Raw genomic sequence first — 13,589 nt, 5'->3', positions numbered from 1 at the left:
CACGGCTCGTTCGGGATGCAGTCCATCGCCGGGCACGTGGGACCACCGCCGCCCCCACCACCGCCTGGCAGGACGTATTCGCAGACGTTGCTGCTGTTGCAGACCACGCTCCGCGCGGCGGGACACGAGTTCCAACAGTCACCCTCCCAGGTGCAATCCGCCTGGTAACACCAGCCTCCGCCCGCCTCCGCCTGTCGAATGTCCTCTTCGCAGACGGCTTCACTGCTCGACTCCGCATGGGAGGGGCTCACGGAGAGGACCAGCGTCGCGAGGACAAGGCAGGCCACGGTGCTCCACGATTCGGGCAACCGAAGAAACGTCATGGGAATGCTCCTTTTCACGGCGGGCAGGCCCGGACGCGAGCGCGCACGGGTGCCACGCAGCATATAGAAGCAGTTCGATTGCGCACGCGCCCCTCAGGGAGGCAGTCCGGCGGACAGCGCCTCGCGGATGTTGGCGGCCGTGTACTGCGTTCCCCAGAGGCCGTTCACCGAGATGGCCACCCACTCCGCGCCGAGGATGACGTTGCCCGTGGTGAGCTCGAAGAACACCACACGCGGATCCGCCAGCTCGCGCAGCAGGGGGGCCACGGCGGACATGTCCTGGCCGAAGTACTGGAGGATGCGCACCTCCCACAGCCAGGTCACCAGGTTGTCCTGCACGAAGGGGACGAAGAGAATCTGGGAAGGGCCGCCCAGGTTCGTCAGCAGGTGCCCCAGCGTCAACGTGTTGACCGAGTGGCCGTACTGGCCCACCAGCAGTCCATGGTCCAGCCCGCGCGTGTTCCAGTCCGGCGCGTTCAGGTGCCGCAGGTACACCGCCGTCAGGCTGGGGCCGACCAGGGAGGCCAGTGTCTGCGTCTGCTCCACGGGAACGAGCGTGTCCCAGTCCTCGTGGATGACGAGGAACGGCGTCGTCAGCTTCGGCGCCAGGTGCTCACGCGTCCACCGGCTGTAGTCCGCCCCCGGCGTGCCTGGAGCCCCCCCCGTGGTGGCGTTGATGCGGCGCAGGTAGGGCTCGAAGAAGGCGGCGTACTGGTTGCGCACCACCGGGTTCGTCACGCGCGAGGGGATGACGGACGTGAGGTAGTCGTACTGGCGCGCGAAGTCGGACAGCGGGAAGAGCGCGACGCCCACCTTGGGCCGGACCTCCGCCGGAGCATCGGCCGCGGCGTAGAGCGCCTCGAAGCCACCCCATGAGCCGCCATGGACACCCACCCGCGAGCGGTCCACACCGGGGGCCTGCGCGAGGAAGCGCATGCCCGCGTGCATGTCGTCCCGGTCATTCTGGATGTCGCCCCCCGCGTAGAAGCGACCGAAGACGTTGAGCACGCCGAACTCGTGGAACAGGTAGAAGAACGACTCGGCGGTGATGAACTCGGGCGAGCTGATGGAGAAGGCGATGGAGGACGAGCCCGCGTGGTGGTGGGGCTCGCTGTCGTCGGGATGGACGCCGGGCCCTCGCAGGGCCCACTTCTGGTCCACTACTTCGCCCGTCCACGTGATTCCGTCATAGGGACGGGTGAGCATCATCGTGGGCCAGAGGCCCGGGTTCCGGGGCGGGAACCACTGGGCATAGGTGGCGGCCTTGCCGGCCTCCTGGAGCCGCAGCAGGTGGTACTGCCAGACCTGACCTCCGGCCTCCGCCTGCCCGGAGCCCAGCACCGTCACCGACAGCGTGGGATTCGCCAGCTCGGACGGCGCATCGGGGGCCACGCCCTTGGCGTCAGAAGCGGCGGCGGAGCAGCCCAGCAGGGCACAGGCGAGGAACAGCCATCGAGAAGTGCGCATGTGCCCCAAGACACCGTGCGGGGGATTTTCTGAAAGGGGTCCGCGACTTTTCCGTCGCGGACCGGACAACCGACGCTCAACGCTTCAGTCGTAGTGACAGATGTTGTCGGTGCCGCAGTAGCCCTGGGCTTCCTTGCACGAGCAATGGAAGTCGTCGGAGCAGAAGCTCATGGGGCAGGAGGGACCGCCTCCGCCACCCCCTGGCTGCTGCGTGTAACGGCAGATACCGCCAATGCAAGCCACCGACTGCGCGGACGGACACGCGGCCCAGCAATGGTCCTCATCGGCACAGAAGGACTGATTGCAGATGAGGGCAGCGCCGGGGTCCGCCGTCTGCTCATCGCCGAGGCAGACGGCTTCCTCGGTGGATTCAGCGCGGGCGGGCTGCGCGGAGAAGACTCCGACGAAGAGGGCCAGAAGGGCGACGACAGTCCACGGCAGGCACTTGCGAGGTGACAGCATGCGGATGCTCCTTTCGACTGGAAGGGGAACGCGCGGCAGTGCGCCATCCCAGACACAGCCTACAGGAGCAATTCTATTGCAATCCAGACATTCCCCTCCGTCACGCACCCACTCTGACCGACAATGGGGCCTACTTCGCCGCGGGGGACTCCGGGTCCTTGAAGATGGCCACGTGCGGCAGGCCGTCCTGACCCACGTAACCCCGGTACATGCCCGCTGAGTTGAAAGGCATGGCCACGTTGCCTTCACGGTCCATGGCGATGACCCCGCCCTCGCCTCCGGCCTTCACCAGCACGTCATTGACGACGACGTTGGCGGCCTCGGGCAGCGGGAGCTCCTGGTACTCGACGCGCGCGCAGATGTCGCGCGCCACCGTGTAGCGGATGAAGAACTCACCGTGGCCGGTGGCGGAGACCGCGCAGCGCGGGTCCGCGTAGGTGCCGGCGCCGATGATGGGCGCGTCGCCCACGCGGCCGTAGCGCTTGTTCGTCATGCCTCCGGTGGACGTCCCCGCCGCGAGGTTGCCGGCCTGGTCCAGCGCCACCGCGCCCACGGTGCCGAACTTGTGGTCGCCCGTCACCGGGTCCCCCCCCGGGCTCAGCGACGACGAGGGCTGTCCCGGCACGGGCGCGGCGCGCTCCTTCTCCAGCGCGCGCTGGAGGCTCTGCCACCGCTCCTCCGTGAAGAAGTACTTCGCGTCGACCAGCTCCACGCCCTGGGCCTTCGCGAAGGACTCCGCGCCTTCGCCAATCATCATCACATGCGGCGACTTCTCCATCACCTTGCGCGCCAGCTCGATGGGGTTCTTCACGTGACGCAGGCCCGCCACCGCGCCCGCCGCGCGCGTCGTCCCGTCCATGATGGCCGCATCCAGCTCGTTGACGCCGTCATGGGTGAAGACCGCGCCCTTGCCCGCGTTGAAGTGGGGCGAGTCCTCCAGGATGCGGATGGCCGCCGTCACCGCGTCCAGGCTGCTGCCGCCCTGGGCCAGCACCGCGTGGCCGGCCTGGAGTGCCTGCTGGAGCACTGCGCGGACCTGGGCCTCGCGCTCCGGGGAGAGGTTCTCCCGCGAGATGACTCCCGCGCCTCCGTGGATGACCATTCCCCAGCGGGGCTTGCGCGCGGCGGAGCCCTCCTGCGTGAGCCGGGCGTCATCGACGCGCGATGACTCCGTGCTGGTGCAGCCCATGGGGATGAGGAGCAGCGCGGTCCCCGCGACGAGGCTCCGGGGAAGAGAAGGGAGCGAAGCGAACATTCGGCGACCTCCAGCGGCGGCGACTGGGAGACGAAGCGTGTGTGGCATCAACACCCCGAGTCCCGGCCAGGGTGTCGGGTCGGTAGCACGGCGACCAGGGAGGCACAACGACGGCAGCTCGCCTGCTCTCCAGGCCACTGGCGGGACATGAGCAGAGGGCCTGGCTGATCGCCTCATCCCCCGTGCACGGACGCACCACCGTGCACAGAGTCGGGAGCGTTCAGGGACAGGAGCGCGCGATGAAGAAGCTGAAGGGGTTGCGGGTGGCGGTGTTGGCGACGAGCGGCTTCGAGCAGGTGGAGCTGACGCGGCCCGTCAAGAAGCTGGAGCGCCAGGGCGCGGAGGTGACGATTGTGTCGCTGTTGCCCGGCCACATCCGCGGCATGAACCACATGCTCCCCGGCAAGAAGGTCCGCGTGGACGCGGTACTGAAGGACGTGAAGGCGGCGGACTTCGACGCGGTGCTCCTGCCCGGCGGCCTCATCAACCCGGACACGCTGCGACAGAGCGCGCTCGCCAAGGACTTCATCCACGACGCGGACTCGCTCAACCTGCCCATCGCCATCATCTGTCACGCGCCGTGGCTGCTCATCTCCGCGGGGCTCACGGAGGGGCGCACCCTCACCTCGTGGCCGGGCATCCGCGACGACGTGAAGAACTCTGGCGCGCAGTGGCGCGACGAGTCGATGGTGCGCGACGACAACTGGGTCTCCAGCCGGGGGCCGCAGGACCTGCCCGTCTTCGAGCGCGCCATGGTGGAGCTGTTCGAGGAGAAGATGCCGGAGGTGCGCGAGCGCATCCGCCATGCCGAGGAGCATCCCGCGCCCGCGCGCTACCATCCGCCGACGGAAGCCGTGCGTCGCTGGCCCCGGCTGCTCGCGGGGAGCCTGGCCACCGCGGCCCTGAGCTTCGGCGTCCGCAGGCTCGCGGCGCGCTGAGCGGCCTCGGGCACAGCGGGCGAGGAGCTCGTGACGGCCGCGTGCCCGGGCATGCGGCTCGGCGACCTCAAGCGGGCGCGGCGTCTGTGCTCACTCGCATGGGAACCCCACGGACGGACGCCTCGCGGAACCACCGCGAAGCGTCCGAGGCCCAGGGCCCCGCGTGCGTCACATCCAGCCGAGCTGAAGCCGAGCGACGTCCGTCATCCGGCCCTGGTCCCAGGGCGGGTCCCACACCAGCTCGACGTTGGCTTCCTTCACGCCGGGCACCGAGCCGACCTTGGTGCGCACGTCGTCCACCAACACCGGGCCCATGCCGCAGCCAGGCGCCGTCAGCGTCATCTGGATGTCCACGCGCTGGCCACCTTCCGGCAGCGGCTCCGTCTTGCACGCGTACACCAGGCCCAGCTCCACGATGTTCACCGGAATCTCCGGGTCATACACCGTGCGCAGCTGCTCCCAGACCTGTTCCTCGTGGAAGGTGCTCGCGTCCCCGGCGGCCTTCTCTTGCGGCGCATACTCCGCGCCCAGCGCCGCGCCGTCCTTCTCGTCGATGCGGAAGAGCTGCCCGTAGGGGTCCTGCACCGTGATGTTGCCGCCCAGGGTCTGCATCACCCGCAGCTCCGCGCCCTCTGGCAGCACCACCCTGTCACCACTGGGAATGATGGTCGCGGGAACCTCCCGCTCCAGCATCGCCGTCACGCCTCGCATCGTCCGCTCCCTCCTTCCCTACTCCGTGGAAACCGCTTCATCTCGCCCTTCCAGCGCCGCGCGCATCGTGTGCCACGCGAGGCTGGCGCACTTCACCCGGGCGGGGAACTCGCTGACGCCGGACAGCACCGCGAGCTTGCCCAGTGAGTCCACGTCCATCGACTCGGGCCCCTCCGTCACCAGCTTGTGCACCTTCTCGAAGAGGGCCTCCGCCTCCGCGCGCGTCTTGTCCTTCACCACGCCCGTCATGAGCGAAGCCGACGCGCGAGAAATCGCGCAGCCCTGCCCCTGGAAGCCGATGTCGCGGATGACGTCTCCGTCCACCTTCATCGTCACGGAGAGCTGGTCTCCGCACAGCGGGTTGTGCCCCGCCGCCTCGTGGTTGGCGCCCTCCACCACGCGGTAGTTGCGCGGCCGCTTGGAGTGCTCCAGCACCACCTCCTGGTAGAGGTCCTTCAAGTCGTCCGAGTCCGAGCTCATCGGAACACCTCCCTCACCTTGTGCAGGCCCCGCACGAGCGCGTCCACGTCCTCGCGCGTGTTGTAGAGCGCCAGGGAGGCCCGCGCCGTCGCCGGCAGCTTGAAGTGCTGCATCACCGGCTGCGCGCAGTGGTGGCCCGTGCGGATGCAGATGCCCTCGCGGTCCAGAATCGTCCCCACGTCGTGCGGGTGGATGTCCTCCAGCGTGAAGGACAGCACGCCCGCCTTCTCGCGCGCGGTGCCCACCAGCCGCAGCCCCGGCACCGACTCCAGCGCCTGCGTGGCATAGGCCATCAGCGCCCGGTCATGCTCGGCGATGGCGTCCAACCCCAACGCCTGGAGATAGCGGATGGCCGCGGCCAGGCCCACCGCGCCCTCCAGGTTCGGCGTCCCCGCCTCGAACCGGTGCGGCACGCGGTTGTACGTAATCTTCTCCATCGTCACGGAGAGAATCATGTCGCCGCCGCCCTGATACGGCGGCATCGGCTCCAGGCGCTCCAGGCGGCCGTACAGCACGCCGATGCCCGTGGGGCCGAACAGCTTGTGCCCGCTCAGCGCATAGAAGTCGCAGCCCAAATCCTGCACATCCACCGGGAAGTGCGTCACCGACTGCGCCCCATCCACCAGCACGGGGATGCCCTTGGCGTGCGCCCGGCGCGTCAGCTCCTTCACCGGGTTCACCGTGCCCAGCGCGTTGGACACGTGCGTCACCGCGAGGATGCGCGTCTTCTCCGTGAGCAGCGCGTCCACCGCGTCCAGCACCAGCTCGCCCCGGTCATCCACCGGAATCACCCGCAGCGTCGCCCCCGTCTGCTCGCAGAGCATCCGCCAGGGGACGATGTTCGCGTGGTGCTCCATCTGGGTGATGAGGATTTCATCCCCGGGCCCCACGTGCTTGCGGCCGTACGTCTGCGCCACCAGGTTGATGGCCTCGGTGGTGCCGCGCACGAAGATGATTTCCCGAGCGTCCCGCGCGTTGAGGAAGCCGCGCACCGTCTCGCGCGCGCCCTCGTACGCCTCGGTGGCGCGCTCGGAGAGGATGTGGACGCCTCGGTGCACGTTGGCGTTGTCGTGCTGGTAGAAGCGGACGATGGCGTCGATGACGGCCTGCGGCTTCTGCGCCGTCGCCGCGCTGTCCAGGTACACCAGGGGCCGGCCCCGCACCTCCTGCCGGAGCAGGGGGAAGTCCTCGCGGACACGCTGCACGTCGAACGCGCTCATGCCGTCACCTCCGTCCGGGGAGCACCCGGAAGCTTCGGGGCGAGCAGCCCCTCCACGCTCGCGCGCACCGGCCCTTCCGGCACCGCATCCACCAGCTCCCGGGCAAAGGCATACGTGAGCAACCGCTCGGCCTCGGCGCGGGGAATGCCTCGCGAGCGCAGGTAGAACAGCGCCTGCGCATCCAGCCGCCCCACCACCGCGCCGTGCGCGCACTTCACGTCGTCCGCCAGGATTTCGAGCTGCGGCCGGGTATCCGCCTGCGCGTGCTCCGACAGGAGGAGGTTGCGGTTCTGCTGCCGCGAGTCCGTGCGCTGCGCGTCCTGCCGCACCTTCACCAGTCCGTGGAAGGTGCCGCGCGCCCGGTCATCCAGCACGCCCTTGTACAGCTCGCGGCTGGTGCAGCGGGGCACCGCGTGGTCCAGCGCCGTCCGCTGGTCCAGGTGCTGCGTCCCCCGCCCCACGTACAGGCCATTGAGGGTGGCATCGCCGCCCTCGCCCGCGAAGGTGACACTCACCTCGTTGCGAGCCAGCACGCCGCCGAAGGCGAAGTTGTGGGACACGAAGCGGCTGTCCCGGCCCTGCAGCACGTGCAGCCCGCCCACGTGCACCGCGGCGTCACCCTCCGACTGGAGCCGGTAGTGCTTCAAGCTGGCGTTGTCGCCCAGCGTCACCTCCGTCACCGCGTTGGTGAAGCCCTGGCCACTGACGCCCGTCGCGCTGGCGTACGTCTCCACCAGCGTCGCCTCGCTGCCCTCTCCCGCCACCACGAGGATGCGCGGACTGGCCAGCACCGGCGCGTCGCCCCGGGTCAGGAAGAGGAGCTGCACGGGCACCTCGCTCAGCGCCCCCGGCGCCAGGCGCAGCACGGCCCCGTCCTCCAGCAGCGCCGCGTTGAGCGCCGTGAAGGCCTGCTCCGCCGCGAGCGCCCGCTGCCCCAGCTCCGCCTCCAGCAGCGCCCCGTCCTCCACCAGCGCGTCGCGCAGCGGCTTCAGCGTCAGGCCCCGCGGCAGGCCCGCCACCGATGACAGCTCCGGCGACAGCCGCCCGTCCACGAACACCAGCCGGGGACCGGGCAGCGCGAGCCGCGCCACCACCGCCGACAGCTCCGCCGTGCTCCCCGCCGTCGCGGAAGGCACGAAGGCCCCGTCCGCGATGGGCGAGAGGTTGGTGTACTTCCACGCCTCGTCCCGCGTCGTGGGCAGGCCCAGCCGCGCGAAGTGCTCGAGCCCCTCCTGGCGCACGCGCTGGAGCCACGCGGGCGTCGTCGCGTCCCGCGCCTGGAAGCGCGAGGCCACGTCCACATAGCGAGTCACGCCCGGCGTCATCGCCGTGCCTCCCCGCCCTTCGTGGCGGCCGCCTTGCCGTCCTGGAGCCCCAGCCAGCCGTAGCCCTTCTCCTCCAGCTCCAGCGCCAGCTCGCGTCCACCGGAGCGGATGATGCGCCCGCCCGCCATGACGTGGACCTTGTCCGGGACGATGTAGTCCAACAGCCGCTGGTAGTGCGTAATCACCACCATGGAGCGCTGGGGTGAGCGCAGCCCGTTCACTCCGCCCGCCACCGTGCGCAAGGCGTCGATGTCCAGGCCCGAGTCCGTCTCGTCGAGGATGGCCAGGCGCGGCTCCAGCACCGCCATCTGGAAGATTTCGTTGCGCTTCTTCTCGCCGCCGGAGAAGCCCTCGTTCACCGAGCGGTTCATGAAGGCCGCGTCGAGCTGCACCAGCTTCGACTTCTCCTTGGCCATCTGGAGGAAGTCCATCGCATCCAGCTCCTCCAGCCCCTTCACCCGGCGCTGCGCGTTGAGCGCGGTGCGCAGGAAGTGCAGGTTGCCCACGCCCGGAATCTCCACCGGGTACTGGAAGGCGAGGAACACACCTTCGGCGGCGCGCGCCTCGGGGGCCAGCTCCAACAGCGGCTTGCCGTCGAGGAGGACCTCGCCCTGCGTCACTTCGTACGCATCCCGCCCCGCGAGCACGCTCGCCAGGGTGCTCTTTCCAGAGCCATTGGGCCCCATGATGGCGTGCACCTCTCCGGCGCCCACCTCCAGGTCGATGCCCTTGAGGATGTCCTTGTCGCCCACACGGGCGTGCAGATTCCGAACGGACAGCAAAGCCATACCTACCCCACGCTCCCTTCCAGACTCACTCCGAGCAGCTTCTGGGCTTCCACCGCGAACTCCATGGGGAGTTCCTTGAACACCTGCCGGCAGAAGCCATTCACAATCATCGACACCGCGTCCTCTTGGGAGATGCCGCGCTGCCGACAGTAGAAGAGCTGGTCCTCGCCTATCTTCGACGTGGACGCCTCATGCTCCACCTGCGCCGACGCGTTCTTCACCTCGATGTACGGCACCGTGTGGGCGCCGCACTTGTCCCCGAGGAGCAACGAGTCGCATTGCGTGTAGTTGCGCGCGTTCTCCGCGCTCTTCAGCACCTTCACCAGCCCGCGGTACGTGTTCTGCCCCCGCCCCGCGGAGATGCCCTTGGACACGATGGTGCTGCGGGTGTTCTTCCCCAGGTGCACCATCTTCGTGCCCGTGTCCGCCTGCTGGAGGTTGTTGGTGAGCGCCACCGAGTAGAACTCGCCCACCGAGTCATCCCCCTTGAGGATGACGCTCGGGTACTTCCACGTAATCGCCGAGCCCGTCTCCACCTGCGTCCACGAAATCTTCGCGCGCTCGTGGGCGATGCCGCGCTTGGTGACGAAGTTGTAGATGCCGCCCTTGCCCTCCGCGTCACCCGGATACCAGTTCTGCACCGTGGAGTACTTGATGGTGGCCCCCTTGAGCGCCACCAACTCCACCACGGCCGCGTGCAGCTGGTTGGTGTCGCGCTGGGGCGCGGTGCAGCCCTCCAGGTAGCTCACGTACGAGCCCTCGTCGGCGACGATGAGCGTGCGCTCGAACTGGCCCGTCTCCGCGGCGTTGATGCGGAAGTACGTGGACAGCTCCATGGGGCATCTCACGCCCTTGGGGATGTAGACGAACGAGCCGTCACTGAACACGGCCGAGTTGAGCGCCGCGAAGAAGTTGTCCGAGTGCGGCACCACCGAGCCCAGGTACTTTCGCAAGAGCTCCGGGTGCTCGCGCACGGCCTCCGAGAACGAGCAGAAGATGACGCCCGCCTTGGCCAGCTTGTCCTTGAACGTCGTGGCCACGGACACCGAGTCGAACACGGCGTCCACTGCGACGTTCTGCAGCCGCTGCTGCTCCACCAGGGGGATGCCCAGCTTCTCGTAGGTGCGGAGAATCTCCGGGTCCACCTCGTCCAGGCTGTCCTTCTTCGGCTTGAAGCGGGGCGCCGAGTAGTAGCTGATGGCCTGGTAGTCGATGGGCTTGTACGTGACGGCCTGCCACGTGGGCTCGCGCAGCGTGAGCCAGTGGCGGTAGGACTTCAGGCGCCACTCGAGCAGGAAGGGAGGCTCGCCCTTCTTCTCCGACAGCGCGCGGATGACGTCCTCGTTCAGCCCCGGCGGGAAGGTGTCCGCCTCCACCGCGGAGACGAAGCCGGCCGCGTACGGGCGGCGCGTCAGTTCCTGGAGGGTGTCGGTGGTCATGAGCGGACTCCTGTCGTGGCGGAAGGTGTCGAGATGTTGGCGGCGGCCGGGGCGGCCCTGGGGGTACCCAGGCCCACCAGTCGCTCGGGCATGCGCGGCGCCGGGGCGATGAGGTCCGCCAGCGTCAGGCGCCCCAACGCTTCCTGGATGGCGTGATTGATGAGCCGCCAGTGCCCGCGTATCTGGCACACGGACTCCAGCTCACAGGGCGCGCCTCCGGAGGTGTGCACGCCACACTCCGTGAGCGCGACGGGCCCCTCCAGCGAGGCCACCAGCTCGGACAGGGAGAGCGACGCGGCGGGGCGCGACAGGCCATAGCCACCGTTGGCGCCCCGGTGGGACACCACGAGCCCCGCCTGCAGCAGGCCCTTGAGCACCTTGCTGGCCGAGGGCAGTGGCACACGGGTGCGTGCCGCCAGCTCGCGAGTGGTGCGGGTGCCACCCTCCGCGCGAGCCAGCTCGGTCATCAGCACGATGCCGTAGTCGGTCATCTTGCTCATCCGGAGCATGCGGGACGCTTCTCCTCTCTGGGTCCATGCCCACGGGGCCTCAGGGCCTCCGGGCGCGTCATATGTAATCTGGACCGATTTAGTCCACATTGCATTTCGAGGGCGACCGTTCAAGGCCCCTGGTTGGAGGGCAAGAGGGAGAGGGCTAGGGTGGGATTCTTGCTATCCGGAGGGAATCCGCTGATGCGTCCACTGCTGCTGCTCGCCACGCTCGCCCTGGCCCTGGCGGGCTGCGAGAAGAAGTCCGCCCCCACCGAGGCTCCTCCCACCGGGCAGGCCGCCGACCCGTCCAAGGCCGGCACGGCCGCTCAGGTGCCCGCGGGCGCGGACAGCCCGGCGGTGGCGCCCGACGAGAAGGGCACCATCCTGATTGGCGAGGTGGGCAGCCTGACAGGCAGCGAGGCGACGTTCGGCGTCTCCGCGCGCAACGGAATCGAGCTGGCGCTCAACGAGGCGAACGCCGCGGGCGGAGTGCGGGGCCGCCAGCTGGCGGTGCGCGTATACGACAGCCAGGGGCGCCCGGAGGAAGGGGCGCAGGCGGCGACGCGGCTCATCACCCAAGACCGGGTGGTGGCGATTCTCGGCGAGGCGGCCTCGTCCGTGTCCATGGCGATGGCGGAGAAGGCGCAGGCGGGCAAGGTGCCCATGATTACGCCCACCTCCACCAGCGCCGAGGTGACGAAGAAGGGCGACTACATCTTCCGCGTCTGCTTCATCGACGAGTTCCAGGGCCTGGTGATGGCGAAGTTCGCCAAGGAGAACCTGAAGCTGTCGAAGGTCGCGGTGCTGACGGACAACAAGAGCGCGTTCTCCATGGGCCTGGCGGACGTCTTCACCGCGAAGTTCCAGGAGTTCGGCGGGAAGATTGTGGGCACGGAGAGCTACTCGAAGGGCGACACGGACTTCCGCGCGCAGCTCACGGCGCTCAAGCAGGTGAAGCCGGAGGCCGTGTTCGTGCCGGGGTACTACACGGACGTGGGCATCATCGCGCGGCAGGCGCGTGAGGTGGGCCTGAAGGTGCCGTTGCTCGGCGGTGACGGCTGGGACTCCGACAAGCTGTTCGAGCTGGGCGGGTCCGCGCTGGAGGGCAGCTACTTCTCCAACCACTACTCGCCGGGCAACCCGGACCCGGTGCTCCAGTCGTTCCTGGCGCGCTACAAGGAGAAGTACGGCAGCGTGCCGGACAGCGTGGCGGCGCTGTCGTACGACGCGGCGCGGGTGCTGGTGGAGGCGCTCAAGCGCGCCCCGGACACGAGCGGCCCGGCGCTGCGTGACGCGATTGCCGCGACGAAGGACTTCCCGGGCGTGGCGGGGCGAATCACGCTGGATGCGAACCGCGACGCGGTGAAGGAAGCCGTCGTCCTGAAGGTCGCCGGTGGCAAGGCGGAGTTCGTCACCACCGTGAAGCCGTAGCGGTGCGTGCCCGGTCCCCCGTCCTCAAGGGATGGGGGACTGGATGACGTAGTAGATGGAGCTGAAGTACCGCTGGAGCGCGTTGAGCAGTTGCACCAGGAACGGCCAGCCCATCACCGTGAACCCCATCAGCGCGGCCGTGACGACGGCGTACTCGACCATGGACTGGCCGCGCGGCTTGCGACGTTGCAACGAAGCCATCAGCACTGTCCTGCTTTCTGGCAGCCCATGTAGAAGTCGCCGCGCTTCTGCTGCGTCTTCTCGTTGTTGTTCGCTTCCCAGTCACGCCACTCGTTGTTGAAGTAGGTGCCGGCGCCCAGGCCCTGGTTTATCAGCTGGGTCGGCGCGCCGTTCTGGGGCTTGATGGACATGCTGACGCGGGTCGGGTCGTCACCGGGCTTGGCTCCGGCGAGCGCCAGCGTGGGAGACAGCAGCTTGTTGCTGATGGCCTGCGTGACGAGCGTCTGGGCGGCGGTCTGCATCTGCGTGTATCCGCTGTTTTCGCCGTTCGTGTACACCTGCGCCACGCGCGCGTAGAGGTCGCCCTCCTCCTTCTGGCTCTCACCGGGCTCGAAGCTCTGGCGCTTCGTAAGGGCCCACGTGTCCGTCACCAGGGCGATGTGCTCCTTCGGGAGGTAGTAGGTGTCCTTGCTCCTGTCCCCCTTCTTCTCCGCGTTGTCATGGACGTCACCCTCCATGTGCTCCTTCGCGAGGTCGACCTGGGAGAACTCCTGGAGGAAGGTGGTCGGAAGCAGGTAGTTCTGGACGCCACTTCGCGCCGAGCAACGGATGAGTCCCCCCCGGTTGAACTGGCTCATGTACGCGGCGTGCAGCGTGACGCCATAGCTTCCCACCGCGTTCTGGGAAACGGTGCACTGCACCTGCTGCGCTTCGGGATGCATCCAGCAGGCATGGGCCACCAGCTCCTGATGGTGATGCATGCTTCGCAGGTCGCACTCGGGAGGATTGGCCTTGTAGCTGTCCACCCCCGACTCGTGGTCGCAATACATCTGCCGCGCCAGCCCCTGTGTCTGGCCGAAGCCCGCGAAGGCCTCCCCGCCCTCCGGCTTCGCCGCGTAGTCCGAAACGGCGTAGTCCCAGACGGTGGAGAGCACGGTCTCCTGCGCGTCCAGCATGTGGCGCAACAGGTCGTCCAGGAAGATGGCGTACATGAACACGGGGATGATGACGAGCATGCACAGCGCCGTCTCCACCGCCGCGGCGCCCCGAGCGACCCGCGCCTCAGCTCTCTTCATGGC

14 protein-coding genes are annotated in these 13,589 nt (G+C 68.6%); 2 read left to right on the top strand and 12 right to left on the bottom strand.

Going from position 1 to position 13,589, the window contains the following annotated elements:
* Positions 1-416 precede the first annotated feature (416 nt).
* The 3 genes from LZ199_RS07935 to LZ199_RS07925 form a co-directional block, all read right to left on the bottom strand.
* Entirely contained in the window at positions 417-1,790 is a 1,374-nt protein-coding gene (locus LZ199_RS07935) for an alpha/beta hydrolase family protein (RefSeq protein ID WP_253993045.1), read from the bottom strand.
* Between the two features lie 84 nt (positions 1,791-1,874).
* The gene (locus tag LZ199_RS07930) at positions 1,875-2,252 is read right to left on the bottom strand and encodes a hypothetical protein (protein WP_253993044.1); all 378 of its coding nucleotides are present in this window, start codon (positions 2,250-2,252) and stop codon (positions 1,875-1,877) included.
* 130 nt (positions 2,253-2,382) lie between these two features.
* Positions 2,383-3,507 (bottom strand): isoaspartyl peptidase/L-asparaginase family protein, encoded by a 1,125-nt coding sequence (locus tag LZ199_RS07925; RefSeq protein ID WP_253993043.1) that lies wholly within the window; start codon positions 3,505-3,507, stop codon positions 2,383-2,385.
* A 239-nt stretch (positions 3,508-3,746) separates the two neighbouring features.
* Between LZ199_RS07925 and LZ199_RS07920 the strand changes: the two genes are divergently transcribed.
* On the top strand, positions 3,747-4,445 hold the full coding sequence (locus tag LZ199_RS07920; protein WP_253993042.1) for a type 1 glutamine amidotransferase domain-containing protein: 699 nt from the start codon (positions 3,747-3,749) through the stop codon (positions 4,443-4,445).
* Between the two features lie 168 nt (positions 4,446-4,613).
* Here the strand turns inward: LZ199_RS07920 and sufT are convergent, their stop codons facing one another.
* From sufT to LZ199_RS07885, 7 genes are read right to left on the bottom strand one after another with little or no spacing between them, the layout of a single operon-like run.
* A complete protein-coding gene (gene sufT / locus LZ199_RS07915; RefSeq protein ID WP_253993041.1) occupies positions 4,614-5,156 on the bottom strand; it encodes a putative Fe-S cluster assembly protein SufT in 543 nt (180 codons plus the stop codon).
* A gap of 18 nt (positions 5,157-5,174) precedes the next feature.
* Positions 5,175-5,636, bottom strand: a complete 462-nt coding sequence (gene sufU, locus LZ199_RS07910; protein WP_253993040.1) for a Fe-S cluster assembly sulfur transfer protein SufU — start codon at positions 5,634-5,636, stop codon at positions 5,175-5,177.
* Positions 5,633-6,856, bottom strand: coding sequence for a cysteine desulfurase (locus tag LZ199_RS07905; protein WP_253993039.1), 1,224 nt, complete (start codon positions 6,854-6,856; stop codon positions 5,633-5,635). The genes sufU and LZ199_RS07905 overlap by 4 nt, the downstream gene beginning before the upstream one ends.
* Positions 6,853-8,181: a Fe-S cluster assembly protein SufD gene (sufD, locus tag LZ199_RS07900; protein ID WP_253993038.1), complete on the bottom strand. Its 1,329-nt coding sequence runs from the start codon at positions 8,179-8,181 to the stop codon at positions 6,853-6,855. Before sufD ends, LZ199_RS07905 begins: the two co-directional genes overlap by 4 nt.
* The gene (sufC, locus tag LZ199_RS07895) at positions 8,178-8,969 is read right to left on the bottom strand and encodes a Fe-S cluster assembly ATPase SufC (RefSeq protein WP_253993037.1); all 792 of its coding nucleotides are present in this window, start codon (positions 8,967-8,969) and stop codon (positions 8,178-8,180) included. Before sufC ends, sufD begins: the two co-directional genes overlap by 4 nt.
* A 2-nt stretch (positions 8,970-8,971) precedes the next feature.
* Positions 8,972-10,408, bottom strand: coding sequence for a Fe-S cluster assembly protein SufB (gene sufB, locus LZ199_RS07890; RefSeq protein WP_253993036.1), 1,437 nt, complete (start codon positions 10,406-10,408; stop codon positions 8,972-8,974).
* Positions 10,405-10,917, bottom strand: a complete 513-nt coding sequence (locus tag LZ199_RS07885; RefSeq protein ID WP_253993035.1) for an SUF system Fe-S cluster assembly regulator — start codon at positions 10,915-10,917, stop codon at positions 10,405-10,407. The genes sufB and LZ199_RS07885 overlap by 4 nt, the downstream gene beginning before the upstream one ends.
* A gap of 183 nt (positions 10,918-11,100) precedes the next feature.
* Between LZ199_RS07885 and LZ199_RS07880 the strand changes: the two genes are divergently transcribed.
* Positions 11,101-12,330, top strand: coding sequence for an ABC transporter substrate-binding protein (locus LZ199_RS07880; protein WP_253993034.1), 1,230 nt, complete (start codon positions 11,101-11,103; stop codon positions 12,328-12,330).
* A gap of 24 nt (positions 12,331-12,354) precedes the next feature.
* Here LZ199_RS07880 and LZ199_RS07875 read toward each other — a convergent pair whose 3' ends face one another.
* Together LZ199_RS07875 and LZ199_RS07870 are read right to left on the bottom strand one after the other, a co-directional pair.
* Positions 12,355-12,531 (bottom strand): hypothetical protein, encoded by a 177-nt coding sequence (locus LZ199_RS07875; RefSeq protein ID WP_407667177.1) that lies wholly within the window; start codon positions 12,529-12,531, stop codon positions 12,355-12,357.
* Positions 12,531-13,586, bottom strand: coding sequence for a hypothetical protein (locus LZ199_RS07870; protein WP_253993033.1), 1,056 nt, complete (start codon positions 13,584-13,586; stop codon positions 12,531-12,533). The genes LZ199_RS07875 and LZ199_RS07870 overlap by 1 nt, the downstream gene beginning before the upstream one ends.
* Positions 13,587-13,589 lie beyond the last annotated feature (3 nt).

The organism is Myxococcus qinghaiensis, assembly GCF_024198215.1.
GTDB classification, from domain to species: Bacteria; Myxococcota; Myxococcia; order Myxococcales; family Myxococcaceae; genus Myxococcus; species Myxococcus qinghaiensis.
This window is presented reverse-complemented; position numbering and strand designations above follow the sequence as displayed.